Source organism: Corynebacterium sp. KPL1986 (assembly GCF_000477975.1).
GTDB classification, from domain to species: domain Bacteria; phylum Actinomycetota; class Actinomycetes; order Mycobacteriales; family Mycobacteriaceae; genus Corynebacterium; species Corynebacterium accolens.
On the sequence record NZ_KI515719.1, the window covers coordinates 2,372,469 to 2,385,543 of the forward strand.

General features: G+C 63.1%; 10 protein-coding genes and 1 pseudogene. 6 read left to right on the forward strand and 5 right to left on the reverse strand.

Features of this window, described 5'->3' with window-relative positions:
* Positions 1-4: 4 nt before the first annotated feature.
* Both HMPREF1287_RS11000 and HMPREF1287_RS11005 read right to left on the reverse strand, forming a co-directional pair.
* Complete coding sequence (locus tag HMPREF1287_RS11000) at positions 5-202, reverse strand: hypothetical protein (RefSeq protein WP_023016815.1); 198 nt, start codon at positions 200-202, stop codon at positions 5-7.
* 37 nt (positions 203-239) lie between these two features.
* Positions 240-1,556: a PLP-dependent aminotransferase family protein gene (locus HMPREF1287_RS11005; protein WP_023016816.1), complete on the reverse strand. Its 1,317-nt coding sequence runs from the start codon at positions 1,554-1,556 to the stop codon at positions 240-242.
* A gap of 81 nt (positions 1,557-1,637) precedes the next feature.
* On the opposite strand from HMPREF1287_RS11005, the gene pdxS reads away from it, so the two are divergent.
* Positions 1,638-2,525 (forward strand): pyridoxal 5'-phosphate synthase lyase subunit PdxS, encoded by an 888-nt coding sequence (gene pdxS, locus HMPREF1287_RS11010; protein WP_023016817.1) that lies wholly within the window; start codon positions 1,638-1,640, stop codon positions 2,523-2,525.
* A 10-nt stretch (positions 2,526-2,535) separates the two neighbouring features.
* Positions 2,536-3,144 carry a pyridoxal 5'-phosphate synthase glutaminase subunit PdxT gene (pdxT, locus tag HMPREF1287_RS11015; RefSeq protein ID WP_034653793.1) on the forward strand — a complete coding sequence of 203 codons (609 nt, stop codon included), beginning with the start codon at positions 2,536-2,538 and terminating at the stop codon, positions 3,142-3,144.
* Here the strand turns inward: pdxT and HMPREF1287_RS11020 are convergent.
* The 3 genes and pseudogenes from HMPREF1287_RS11020 to HMPREF1287_RS11030 all read right to left on the reverse strand — a co-directional run bounded on the left by HMPREF1287_RS11020 (position 3,141) and on the right by HMPREF1287_RS11030 (position 9,499).
* Positions 3,141-5,209: pseudogene (locus tag HMPREF1287_RS11020) on the reverse strand (M3 family metallopeptidase). The gene pdxT and the pseudogene HMPREF1287_RS11020 sit on opposite strands and share 4 nt — an antisense overlap.
* Positions 5,210-5,264: 55 nt before the next feature.
* Positions 5,265-6,686, reverse strand: a complete 1,422-nt coding sequence (locus tag HMPREF1287_RS11025) for a PepSY domain-containing protein (RefSeq protein WP_023016821.1) — start codon at positions 6,684-6,686, stop codon at positions 5,265-5,267.
* Positions 6,687-7,285: 599 nt separating this feature from the next.
* Entirely contained in the window at positions 7,286-9,499 is a 2,214-nt protein-coding gene (locus tag HMPREF1287_RS11030; RefSeq protein ID WP_005277306.1) for an NADP-dependent isocitrate dehydrogenase, read from the reverse strand.
* Between the two features lie 191 nt (positions 9,500-9,690).
* Between HMPREF1287_RS11030 and HMPREF1287_RS11035 the strand changes: the two genes are divergently transcribed.
* The 4 genes from HMPREF1287_RS11035 to HMPREF1287_RS11050 are packed head-to-tail and all read left to right on the forward strand — an operon-like array spanning position 9,691 to position 13,062.
* Positions 9,691-10,944, forward strand: coding sequence for an MFS transporter (locus HMPREF1287_RS11035; RefSeq protein WP_042403997.1), 1,254 nt, complete (start codon positions 9,691-9,693; stop codon positions 10,942-10,944).
* 35 nt (positions 10,945-10,979) lie between these two features.
* Positions 10,980-11,873 (forward strand): exodeoxyribonuclease III, encoded by an 894-nt coding sequence (locus HMPREF1287_RS11040; protein WP_023016823.1) that lies wholly within the window; start codon positions 10,980-10,982, stop codon positions 11,871-11,873.
* Positions 11,873-12,820 (forward strand): trimeric intracellular cation channel family protein, encoded by a 948-nt coding sequence (locus HMPREF1287_RS11045; protein WP_023016824.1) that lies wholly within the window; start codon positions 11,873-11,875, stop codon positions 12,818-12,820. Before HMPREF1287_RS11040 ends, HMPREF1287_RS11045 begins: the two co-directional genes overlap by 1 nt.
* A 50-nt stretch (positions 12,821-12,870) precedes the next feature.
* Complete coding sequence (locus HMPREF1287_RS11050; RefSeq protein WP_005277318.1) at positions 12,871-13,062, forward strand: hypothetical protein; 192 nt, start codon at positions 12,871-12,873, stop codon at positions 13,060-13,062.
* Positions 13,063-13,075 lie beyond the last annotated feature (13 nt).

Here is a 13,075-nt window from a genome sequence, read left to right on the forward strand (position 1 = left end):
GCATTTAAGAATGCGGCCCCTGCCCAGCGGAGGGGCCGTTTTTCTGTGCCTCTCGAAGTTGCGCGATGGCCTGCGAATTCTGCTTAATATCATTGGAATTGCGCGCGACCTGCACGATTAAATAAATGACACCGGCTATAAGTCCGATGTAGATAGCTAGCGGGATGAGCATGAGCAGAAGTTCGAGCGGGCCAAGCGTCATTCTTACGTCTTTCTGTGCGAGGGCATTTAAATTCAGGCTAACATTCGCGTTGCGCGGCGGCGACCGCGCTCAGGCTGTGGCGCAGGTCGTCATCGCTTAAATGACCAAAACCTAAAACGACGCCGTCTTCGGCGTCCACGCCGCCCCAGTATTCGCGTAGCGGGGTCAGCTTAATGCCGCGGGCGGCGGCGCGCAGGACGATGGCCGGGTCGCACAGCAAAACCGCATGCAGGCCGCCGTTGATGGGCAGCAGGCGCGCGCCGGGGAGAGTGCCTAGGGCATCGGCCACGAGGTCGCGGCGGCGCTTATAGGTCCGGCGCATGCGGCCGGTGTGGCGCCGCAGCGCCCCGCTGGCCAGGTAATGGGCGAGCGCGGCCTGCGGGATGGTACCGACCGGCTGGCCAAAGATATCGCGCTGCCTGTCGATGCCCCCGCGCAGCCCATCCGGGACCACCACATAGCCACAGGCGATGGACGGCGAAATCACGGTGGAAAAGGTACCGAGCAACACGGTGCGCTCTGGGGCGAGCGCAGCGAGCGCGGGCAGCGGCTGACCCACGTAGCGCAGCTCGGAATCGAAGTCATCCTCGATGAGTAAAGCGCCGTTCTGGCGGGCCCAGGCCACGAGTTCGGCGCGGCGTTCGGCCGGCAGCGACGCGCCATACGGGTACTGGTGGCTTGGGGTGACAATCAGCGCGTCAAGGTCGGTATCGGGCACGGTAACGCCATCGGCATCGGTGGGCACGTTTACCAACTCATGGCCAAGCGCTTGCGGAACGCGCCGCAGGCTGGGGTAACCGGGCGATTCGACGCCGACGCGCAGCGCGGTACCGAGCGTACGCAGCACTAAAGCGAGGCCATCGCGGGCACCGGCGGTAACGACGATGCGGCGCGGATCGACCCGGAGCCCGCGCATGTAGCGCAGGTGGTTGGCGATGTGGTGGGGGAGTGGAGGGGCATCGGAAAGCGGCTGGGCGGCGGCATCGCGCCAGGCGGCGCGCCATTCGGGGGTGATGATGCCGGCGGTATCGGGCAGACCGGGCGTCAGTTCCAGCAGGTTGGGCGCGGGAGTGGGCTGCGGCGCGGGCTCGGGGCGTGGCGGCGGGCTGTGGGGCAGGCGGGGATTGATGACGGTACCGGAGCCGACCTCGGCGCTGAGGTAGCCCTCGGCGGTGAGCTGCTCATATGCGGTAACGACGCTGCCGCGGGAGACGCCGAGCTGCGTGGCCAGCGCGCGGGTGGAGGGCACGGCTTCGCCGGGCAGCAGCGCGCCGGAGGTGGCATCGGCGCGCACGGCGTCGGCGATTTGTACCGGCAGGGCGCGCGTATCGGCGGGGTCGAGGCGCAGGGGCATGAACACAGTATAAGTGGTACAACCCAACACGCGGGAAATGGTTCTTTACTTGTACCACTTGGGCAGGGCAGTATAGAGCGCATGACCGAAAACATTGCGACCACGCGCGTGAAACGTGGACTAGCTGACATGCTCAAGGGCGGCGTCATCATGGACGTCGTAACCCCGGAACAGGCGCGCATCGCCGAGGATGCGGGCGCGAGCGCCGTCATGGCACTTGAGCGCGTGCCTGCCGATATCCGCGCCCAGGGCGGCGTGGCCCGCATGTCCGATCCGGAGCTTATCGAGGGCATCATCGACGCCGTATCCATCCCCGTGATGGCGAAGGCGCGCATCGGCCACTTCGTCGAGGCACAGATTCTGGGCGAGCTCGGCGTGGACTTCATCGATGAGTCCGAGGTGCTCAGCCCAGCCGATTACGTCAACCACATCAATAAGTGGGACTTCGACGTGCCGTTCGTGTGCGGCGCGACCAACTTGGGCGAGGCCCTGCGCCGCATCACCGAGGGTGCGGCCATGATTCGATCCAAGGGCGAGGCCGGCACTGGCGATGTCTCCGAGGCCGTCAAGCACCTGCGCACCATTCGTGCGGAAATCGCCCGCCTGCAGCACCTCGACCGCGACGAGCTGTACGTCGCCGCCAAGGAACTCCAGGCACCGTATGACCTGGTTGCGGAGGTTGCGGAGACCGGCAAGCTGCCGGTCGTCCTCTTCGTTGCCGGCGGCGTAGCTACGCCTGCCGATGCCGCCCTCGTCCGCCAGATGGGCGCCGAAGGCGTCTTCGTGGGCTCCGGCATCTTCAAATCCGGTAACCCGGCAGCGCGCGCGGAGGCCATCGTGAAGGCCGCCACGCTTTACGATGACCCCGCCGAGCTCGCCAAGCTCTCCCGCGGCCTGGGTGAGGCCATGGTCGGCATCAATGTCGGCGATGTGCCGGCACCGCACCGCCTGGCCGAGCGCGGCTGGTAATCGCGTGGTCATGCCACAAGAAGCTAGCGCCACGATCGGGGTGCTCGCGCTGCAGGGAGGCGTGGAAGAGCACCTGCGCATCCTCGAAGGCCTGGGGGCGGACACGCGCCGGGTGCGCGTGCCGCGCGACCTTGAAGGCCTGGATGGGCTGGTGATTCCGGGCGGGGAGTCGAGTGTCATCGACAAGCTCGCCCGCACCTTCGGCGTGGCCGATCCACTGCGGGCGGCTGTAGCCGCGGGCCTTCCCGTGCTCGCTACCTGCGCCGGGTTGATTTATTGCGCCCGCGATCTGGATAACCCCTCGCCGGGCCAGCAGACCCTGGGGCTGCTCGATATCACCGTGCGGCGCAATGCCTTTGGCAACCAGCGTTTTTCCGCCGAACGGACCCTGCCGGTCCTGGTCGGGGAAGAAACGCTGCCCATCGAGGCGAGCTTCATCCGCGCCCCGCTGGTCACCCGCGTGGGCGAGGGCGTGGAGGTCATCGCGACCGTGCCGCGCGACGGCGCGGAGGAGGCGGTCGTCGGCGTGCGCCACGGCGCCGTCACCGCTTTGAGCTTTCACCCGGAAGAAAACGATGAGGCGCGCGTGCACGCCGCCTGGCTGGACAGTATCCGCTAGACGCCGGAGAGGCCGCGGCGCTTGAGCAGCGGCGCGACGTCCTTTTCGCGCCCGCGGAAGTCGCGGTAGGCCGCGCCGAAATCGCGGGAGGCGCCCCGAGAGAGGATGAGGTCCCGGAACTTTTGTCCTGCGGCGCGCAGATCGCTTTGCTCCTTGAACCACTCGAAGCCATCGGCATCGAGCGCCTCCGCCCACAGGTAGGAGTAGTAGCCCGCGGAGTAGCCGCCGGCGAAGATGTGGTTGAAGTACGTTGAGCGGTAGCGCGGGGCGATGTGCGGGTTATCCAGCCCCACCGCGCGCAGGGCCTCCTCCTCGAATGCGTCCACGGCCTCCGGGGTGGCCTCCAGCGCTGCGGCGTCCTTGGCGCTGAGCGAATGCCACGCCAAATCGATAATGGAGGCCGCCAAGTACTCCGAGGTGGCAAAGCCCTGGCCAAACTCGGAGGCGGCGGTCACGGCATCGAGCAGCTCATCGGAGATCGGTTCGCCGGTGTCGACGTGGCGCGCGTACTGCTTGACCAGCGACTTATCCAGCGCCCAGTTCTCATTGATTTGCGAGGGGAATTCCACCCAGTCGCGCGGGACGTTGGTGCCGGCGAAGGTGGGGTAGTGGACATCGGAAAGCAGCCCGTGCAAGGCGTGGCCGAATTCGTGGAAGAGGGTGTGTACCTCGTCCAGGCTCAGCAGGGGCTGGGAACCATCGGCGGGCTTGGTAATGCCCAGCACGTTGACGATGACCGGCTTGCGCTCCAGCAGGCCTGACTGGCCCACGAACTGGCTCATCCACGCGCCACCGCGCTTGGTGGGGCGGCCGAAGTAATCCGTGAGCAGCAGGCCGATTCCCTTATCGCCGTGCTCGCCCTTATCTTCGTGCTCGACGTTATCTCTGTGTTCGACACTCTTGTCGAACACCTCCCAGACGCGCACGCCCTCGGCATAGCCCTCCAGGTCCTCGCGCGGGGCAACGGTAATGCCGTACAGGCGCTCGGCAGCAGCGAATACGCCCTGGGTAAGGACCTTGTCCAGGGGGAAGTACTGGCGCAGTTCCTCCTCGTCGAGCGAGAAATCGCGGGCGCGGACCTTGGATTCCCAGTAGGGCCAGTCGGCGGCGTGGAAGTCTTGCTCGTTGAGCGTGGCTTCCTCGGCTAGCAGCTTGTGCTCGCCGGCGGCATTGGCCGCGGCGGCGGGAGCGAGGTCTGCGAGCATGTCGCGCGCGGCGTCGGCGCTGCCAGCGGTTTCTTCCGCGATCACGTAATCGGCGTGGGAGGCATAGCCCAGCAGCTCGGCGCGCTCGGCGCGCAGCTGGACGGCCTCGATAAGCCCTGGAATGTTGTTCTCGGAGCCCCTGCTTGCCGATGCCGCATAGAGCTTCTTCCGCGCCCCTCCCGAGCCAGGCGGGACTGCTCCGATTGCACGGTAGGCAGCTCGAGGGGGATGACGTAGCCTTCGCGGCCTAGGGCCTTGGCATCCGCCTTGGCTGAGGCGATGCGTTCCGGCGGCAGGCCCTCGAGCTCTTCCTCCGTGAACTCGACGGCGCGCTCGCGCGTGGAGGCCATGAGATTGCGGCCGAATTCCTCCGATAGGGCGGACAGGCGCTGGTTGATATCGGAGAGGCGGGCCTTGCCGGCGGCATCGAGATCCGCTCCCTGGCGCGCAAAGGTGCGTAGCAGGTGTTCGTGCAGGCGCGCGCCCTCCTCATCGCCGGCGGGTGGGGTGGAGTCCTTGATGCGCTGGTAGAGCTTTTCGTCCTGGTACATCGCATCGTAGTGGGCGGACAGGCGCGGATAGATATCGGCGGCGATTTCTTCCATCTCATCAGTGACGTCCGTGCCCGACAGGTTGCCAAAGACCGACATCACGCGGTCGAGATCCTGGCCGGAACGCTCGAGGGCTTCCACGGTGTTTTCCCAGGTGGGGGCAGCGGGATTTTCAGTAATGGCGGAGATCTCGGCATCGTGGAGCGCGAGCGCTTCGTCGAAGGCGGGGCGGTAGTGCTCGACCTTAATCTCCGCAAACGGCGGGAGTTGGTAGGGCAACGATGAAGGGTGGAGTAATGGATTAGTCATAAATGACCAATGTACCCATTTACTCCACCCTGTGTGATGGCTTTCACTAAGATTGCTAGCCCACCGGTACTAGCTCCGCGTCTTCATCCTTCTTCTTTGGCGCGGTAGCCTTGCGCTTTCCGGTATTCATCACGATGATGTCTAGTACGAGGAATGCTGCAAGGGTAATGCCCAAAAGCGGCATAAATGCACCGACGGTGGCGGCAAAGAGCGCACCCAGGCCGGTGGTGGCCCAGGAGAAGTTCCGCTTGGAGCCAGGGGCGAATTGCGGCCGGCGCTTCCACCACATGTAGTAGCCCAGAACCACCATGGCGGCGATGGCGAGGCCGAGTGCGAACAGGGCAATCTGCAGCGGCAGGCCAAACATGATGCCCATGTGCAGGTAGATGCCCCAGCTGCTGAGCTTGCTAAATAGCGGCAGCTCAGAGAATGGAAGGCGGTCGATGACCTCGCCGGTGGAACCGTTGACGGAGACCTCATCGGAGGTATAGCGCCACTCGACCCAGCGCTCACTGACCTTCCACCCCGAGTCGGTGTCTTCCGGCGCGTACAGGCGCAGCGGACCCGTTAGTCCTTCCGCGCGGCCGGTGGCATAGACGCGCTCTGCCTGCTCGGCGATGACCTCCGGCTCCGGAGTCTCGCCCGCAGCCTCCGCATCCCCACCATGAGCGCCGTGGGCACCGTGACCTTCGTGCCCGGCGTGGGCATCGTGTGCGGCATCGGCGGAGGAATCGGTGGTGAGCGCGGTTTCTACCGGCGTGGCCTTCCAGTTCATCTTCTCCACCACGGAATTGACGTTCTCGCCGGCGAGCTGGGACCAGGTGATGCCGGTGGCAGACAGGCCAATGAGCCCGATGAAAATCCATGCGCCCATAGTGGAGTGCAGGCGGGTGGCCTTCCAGCGCTTGGAGCGCTGTGGCTGCTTCTTCAGCGGCGCGGCAGCCTTCTTGGGCCGGCGGCGAATCCACCACATGTAGAGCCCGCCGCAGGCCAGGACCCACAGCCAGGAGGCGGCTAGCTCGGAATAGAGCTCGCCCGGCTGGCCCAGGTGGAAGCTTTCATGCAGCGAGGAGATCCAGCGGCGCAGCGGCATCTCGCCCAAGCCGGAGTAGGTGGGGTAGTCACCGATGACCTCGCCATCGGCCGGATTAATAAAAACGGTGCGCTGCAGGCTCTCGTCGATGCCCGGATCCGCCACCAGCACGCGCGTGGAGTCCGTCGCCGATTCCGCCGGCCATACCTGGGAGACCGGCATATCCGGGTGCTCCTTTTGGGCAGCGCTGATTTGATCCTCCAGGCTTACCGGGTTATTTACTTCCTCAACGGTCATGACGTCGCGGTAAGCAAACTTTTCCAGGGTCGGCGCCAGTGCATAGAGGCAGCCGGTCAAAGCCGCGATAAGGATGAAGGGGCCGACGAACATGCCGCCGTAAAAGTGTATGCGTTGGATGAAGGAACGCAGAGTCGTCCGACTCATAAAATAGTTCTCTTTCGTGCTTAGTGGTCAGTTGCATGGGTGCTGATATCAACTGCACTAATAGTCGGAACTTAGGCAACCCTGGTTCCCGGAAGGTGAAAAAATTTTTTCAGTTGTGTGAAATTGAAGGAGCGAAAACGACGACACTGCGCGCCCCAGTGAAGGGAACGCGCGGTGAAAATTAGCTGGTGAAGAAGCTTTTACTTTCTCAGGCCATCGATGAAGTTGTTCCTGGTTTCCTCGGCTAGCCGCTTGTGCTCGCCTGCCGCGTAAAGAGTTTTTGCGGAACCCAATCCTTATGCTGCTCAGCTAGTACGGCGCCGACGAGGCGGAGGTCAGGTCCGTTGGATCGATATGATGGTCGCCCTATTGTGCACGGCCGTGAGGCTTACCACGAGCTCCACACCACGCTAGCGGGCGCAACCGTTTTGGCTTGAGAAGCAAGAAACGAGCAAGAAAAAGTTTGCGCAGGTAAATGGGTAAATTTGATGATAAAAGCGGCTGTTTTGGCTGGGTTTTCGGCGAACGAAGCAAGAAAAGACCGCCTCGAACTCCGAGGAGTAATCGAGGCGGTCTGTGGCTAGAAACCTAACGCGGGTTTACTTCTTCAGGCCATCGATGATCTCGTTGAACTGTGCGACAGGGCGCATGACAGCGGAGGTCTTCTCGTCGTTGGGCCAGTAGTAGCCGCCGAGGTCGGCGGGCTCACCCTGGGCATCGATAAGAGCCTGGGAGATTTCATCGGCCTTGCCGGAAAGGTCGGAGGCGACGTCCTTGAAAGTGGCCGCGAGATCGGCATCCTCGGTCTGGTTAGCCAGCTCCTCGGCCCAGAAGGTGGCCAGGAAGAAGTGGGAACCGCGGTTGTCGTTCTCGCCCACCTTGCGGGATGGGGACTTGCCCTCGTTCAGCAGGCGCTCGGTGGCCTTGTCCAGGGTGGTGGCCAGCACGCCGGCCTTCTCGTTGCCGTTGGTCTGGTTCTCGTGGCGGAAGGACTCGGCCAGCGCCAGGAACTCACCGAGGGAGTCCCAGCGCAGGTGGTTTTCTTCCTGCACCTGCTGGACGTGCTTCGGGGCGGAGCCGCCGGCACCGGTCTCGAAGAGGCCGCCGCCTGCCATCAATGGAACCACGGACAGCATCTTTGCGGAGGTACCCAGCTCGAGGATGGGGAAGAGGTCCGTGTTGTAGTCACGCAGCACGTTACCGGTCACGGAGATGGTGTCCTCGCCGCGGCGGATGCGCTCGATGGAGGTCTTGGTAGCGGTGACCGGATCCTGGATCTCAATGTCCAAGCCCTCGGTGTCGTGGTCCTTCAGGTACTTTTCCACCAAGGACTGGATATTGCGGTCGTGGCCGCGCTCTGGGTCGAGCCAGAAAATGGTCTTCATACCGGACAGGCGGGCGCGGTTGACGGCGAGCTTGACCCAATCCTGGATCGGCTCGTCCTTGGTCTGGCAGGCGCGCCAGATATCGCCGGCCTCGACGTCGTGCTCGATGAGCACCTCGCCCTTGGAGTTGCGGACCTCAACGGTGCCGGCTGCCGGTACCTTGAAGGTCTTGTTGTGGGAGCCGTACTCCTCGGCCTTCTTGGCCATCAGGCCGACGTTCGGCACGGTACCCATGGTGGTGGGGTCAAAGGCGCCGTTTTCCTTGCAGTCCTCGATGACGGCCTGGTACACGCCGGCGTAGGAGGAATCTGGGATGACGGCGAGGGTGTCCTGCTCCTCGTCGTTCTTATTCCACATGTGGCCGGAGGTGCGGATCATTGCCGGCATGGAGGCGTCAATGATGACATCGGAAGGCACGTGCAGGTTGGTGATGCCCTTGTGGGAGTTGACCATGGCGAGATCGGGGCCATCGGCAAGCGCGGATTCGAAGGCAGCCTTGATCTCCTCGCCATTGTCGAGCTTGTCTAGGCCCTCCAGGATGGAGCCCAAGCCGTTCTCGCCGTTCAGGCCGGCGGAGATGAGCTCGTCGCCGTACTTATCAAAGACATCGGCGAAGTAGGTGCGCACGACGTGGCCGAAGAGGATGGGGTCAGAGACCTTCATCATGGTGGCCTTCAGGTGGGTGGAAAAGAGCACGCCCTCTTCCTTGGCGCGCTTGACCTGCTGCAGCAGGAACTCATCCAGGGCCTTGGCGGACATGAAGGTGCCGTCGATGACCTCGTCCTTAAGAACCGGCAGTTCCGGCAGCAGGGTCTGCTCGCCGTCGGCGGTCTTCAGCACGATGGACAGGGTATCTTCCTCGGGGATGATGACGGACTTCTCATTGTGGCGGAAGTCGTTATCGTCCATGGTGGCGACGTTGGTCTTGGAATCCTTGGACCACTCGCCCATGCGGTGGGGGTGCTTCTTAACAAAGTTCTTTACGGCCTCCGGCGCGCGGCGGTCGGAGTTACCTTCACGCAGGACGGGGTTAACGGCGGAGCCCTTGACAGAATCGTAGCGGGCCGCGATGTCCTTTTCCTCGTCAGTGGAGGGGTTATCCGGGTAATCAGGCAAGTCGTAGCCGGCGGCCTGCAGCTCGGCGATGGCCTTCTTCAGCTGCACCAGGGAAGCCGAGATATTCGGCAGCTTGATGATATTAGCCTCTGGGGTCTTGGCCATCTTGCCCAGCTCAGCCAGGGCGTCTTCCACCTTTTGGTCCTCGGTGAGGCGCTCCGGGAACTGCGCGGCGATGCGGGCAGCTAGGGAAATATCGCGGGTTTCTACGTCAATGCCCGCGGTGGAAGCGAAGGCCTCCACGATGGGCTTGAGGGAGTAGGTCGCCAGAAGCGGCGCCTCATCGGTACGGGTCCACGTAATCTTAGCCATGATTCTCCTATTAAATGTGGGAAAATTTCTTCAGGTGACCAGATTACCGATTTTGTCCGCTCCATGTGGAGCGCTCGGTACATTCTGGGGCTGGGTGGCATCGGTCACGGGGCCATGCGCTGGGTAAATCTCTTCACCTGTCCACGCCCTGAACATGCTTTATGCCCAGGTGGGGTGTATCGTCGCCCCTCGTGAAAATTATCGATCAGTTAAGCCCGCGCAGCGCCCATGAACATCGCATTCACCGTCGGCCTCTGCCCCGCCAGACGGAGATTTCTACCGCGCGCCGCACCATCGTCATGGTGGCGATGGCCCTTGGTGCGTTTGCTATCGGTACTACCGAGTTCGTCTCGATGGGCCTGCTGCCGCTGATCGCGGAGGACTTCGGGGTTTCTGAGGATACCGCCTCCACGCTGATTACCACCTACGCACTCGGCGTAGTGGTCGGTGCGCCCCTGATTGCGGCCTTTACCGGCAAGCTCCCGCGCCGCCGCCTCATCCTCTTGCTCATCGGCTTTTTGGTGGTGGGCAACCTGCTCTCGGTCCTCGCGCCGAATTACTGGGTGCTCATGGTGGCCCGCTTCATCGCCGGCATGCCCCACGGCGCGTACTTCTCCGTGGCTAACCTGTCCGCGGCATCGATGGCCCCTCCCGGCGGGCGGGGCAAGGCCATGGCGTTTGTGGGCATGGGCCTTGCCATCGCCACGGTCATCGGCGTGCCCGCGGCACAGGCCCTGGGTTCCGCGCTGGGGTGGCACGCGGCATACCTGGTGGTCGTGGTCATCGGCCTTATTACCGCCGTAGCCCTGTTTTTCCTCATGCCGCACATGACGGAGATGAAACAGACCGATATCCGCACCGAGTTCGGCGCCTTTAAAAACAGCCAGGTGTGGCTCACCGTCATCATGGGCGTGGTGGGTTTCGGCGGCATGTTCTCCGTCTATACCTATATTTCCTGGACCATGACCGAGGTCGCGGGCCTGAGCGATAGCCTGATTTGGGTCGTGCTCATGGCCTACGGCATTGGCATGACGATTGGCAATGCCTTTGGTGGCTGGTTGGCAGACCGCAACCTCGAATTTGGCATCATTTTCGCCTTAGCCAGCCTGATCATCATCCTCACGGCCTTCTACTTCCTTTCCAGCCACGCCATCGCCGCCACCATTTGCTTTGGCATGGTGGCGTTTATGGGTTCCACGTTGGTGCCGTCGCTGCAGCTACGCCTGGTCCACGTGGCGGGCGATGCTCAGACCTTATCCGCAGCGCTCAACCAATCCGCGCTCAATATCGCGAACGCGGCCGGTGCGACCATCGGCGGCATCGTCGTAGGCGCGGGCCTGGGCTACTCTGCTCCGGCGCTGGCGGGCGCCGGCTTGGCGGCCGCGGGTTGCGTTGTGTGGGCGATAACAATGTGGGATAAAAAACGCCTTGCCAATCGTGGCTAGAACTACCACCGCACACGCCTATATTCTGGAGCACCATGAGCCTTACCATCGCTAGCGTCAACGTCAACGGAATCCGCGCCGCCTGCAAGCAGCGCAATGAGAATAACCCCGGCATGAATGCCTGGTTGGAACAGACCCCGGCCGATATCGTGCTGATGCAAGAGGTCCGCGCCACCCCGGACCAAGCCAGAAAAGCCCTGGCACCCGCCCTGGAGGCGGGCTGGCACCTAGAGCTTGCCGATGCCGCCGCCAAGGGCCGCGCCGGAGTAGGCATCCTTTCCCGCACGCCGCTTGCCGATGTCGAAATCGGTTTCGGCTCCTTCACCGATGCCGGCCGCTGGATTGCCGCCACCACCCGCGATATCCGGGTGGCCTCGCTGTACTTGCCTTCCGGCGATACCGATTCGCCAAAGTTGGATGAAAAGTACCGTTTCTTGGATGAATTCGATGCCGTGCTGGCAGAAAACGCCGATAAGGACATGGTCATCGGCGGTGACTGGAATATCTGCCACCGCGCCCAGGATTTGAAGAATAATAAGGCCAACGAGAAGAAGGCCGGCCACCTGCCAGAAGAGCGCGCCTTTCTGGACCACGTCTTCGGCAGCTTCCCGGATGAGGCGCCGCAGGAGAAAAAGAACCTGGGGGAGTGGCTCGGAGTCGTGGACTACGCGGGCACCACGCCGTGGGAGCCGGCCACCGCGCCGCAGTGGTTCGACGTGGCGCGCCGCCTCCACCCAGAGGCCGACGGTCCCTATACCTGGTGGACCTACCGCGGCCAGGCCTTCAATAACGATGCGGGCTGGCGCATTGACTACCAGGCCGCTACCCAGCCGTTGCTCGATCGCGCGCAGCGCACCTGGGTGGATAAGGCCCCGACCGTGGAGCAGCGTTGGTCCGATCACTCGCCGCTGCTGGTGGAATACGCCTGATGTCGCCGCTTTTTAGCGTCCTGTACGTCATCGGCATTACCGCCGAGTCCATGACCGCTGCGCTATCGGCCGGCCGGCAAAAACTCGACCTGTTCGGTGTGACGATGATCGCCTCCATCACGGCGCTAGGCGGCGGCACTGTCCGCGATATCGTGCTGGCGGATCCGCCGCTGACCTGGGTGGAACACCCCATCTATCTGGTCATCGTCATCGCCGCTGCCATCGTCACGGTGGGCATGTCCTTCCTCATGCACTATTTCCGCCACCTCTTCCTCATCCTCGATGCCTTGGGGCTGGCGGTCTTTTCCGTGCTGGGCACCCAGATTGCCGCGCACTTGGGCTATGGCTTCATTATCGCCTCGGTATCCGCGGTTATCTCTGGCGTCTTCGGCGGCGTGCTGCGCGATCTACTCTCAGACCGCATTCCGCTGGTATTTTCCGGCGAGTTTTATGCGGCCATCTCGATCCTCGCGGCCGGGCTGTACATGATCCTCTTGCGCGCCGGGCTATCGGAGGAACCCACGGCGATCATCACCGCCCTAGTCTGCTTTAGCGCGCGCCTTGCGGCTATCTACTTTAAGAAGGGCCTGCCCGTCTTTGAGTACCGCGACGGCGAGCAACAGATGGATCCGCGCCTGCGGCTATCGGCGCGCATCGTGCGCGATGGTGCCCGCCGGGCCAAGCGGAAGGCGGGCGCGGCCACCCGCTACGCCAGCCCGATTACCCGGCCGCTGGTTCGTAACAAGCGCACCGCAAGCGATTTTTCCTCCCCGCTAAGCCTCGAAGAGTTAAATAGCAACCGGATCGCGCGGCCGACTGCTCACGCATCTATTACCCGTCCCAGCGGCAAGCACTCGCCCGGGGCGAGGGGAGTGGATGTGCAGCAGCAATGGACCTTCAACAAGGAGGATGTGGGCAGGCAAAGGACCCCCAAGCACAAGCAGTAGTGCTAGTATTAACACGTTAAAAATTTCGAAATCTGCAACGGAGAAAGTTCATGGCTCGCGCAATTATTCCTTTTGTCCTTGGCGCCGTAATCCTCGCCCTGAGCATCTGGTGGTGGACCGCTGTCGGACCGTCCTTCGCCTTCCTTGGCCCCATCGTCCTCATGGGCGTCGGCGGTGCCTTCATGGTGACCGGTTTCGCCGTCTTCATGGACATCGTCAGTCCCACCTCCCGCAAGGTCTAAGGGCGCGGTCTGG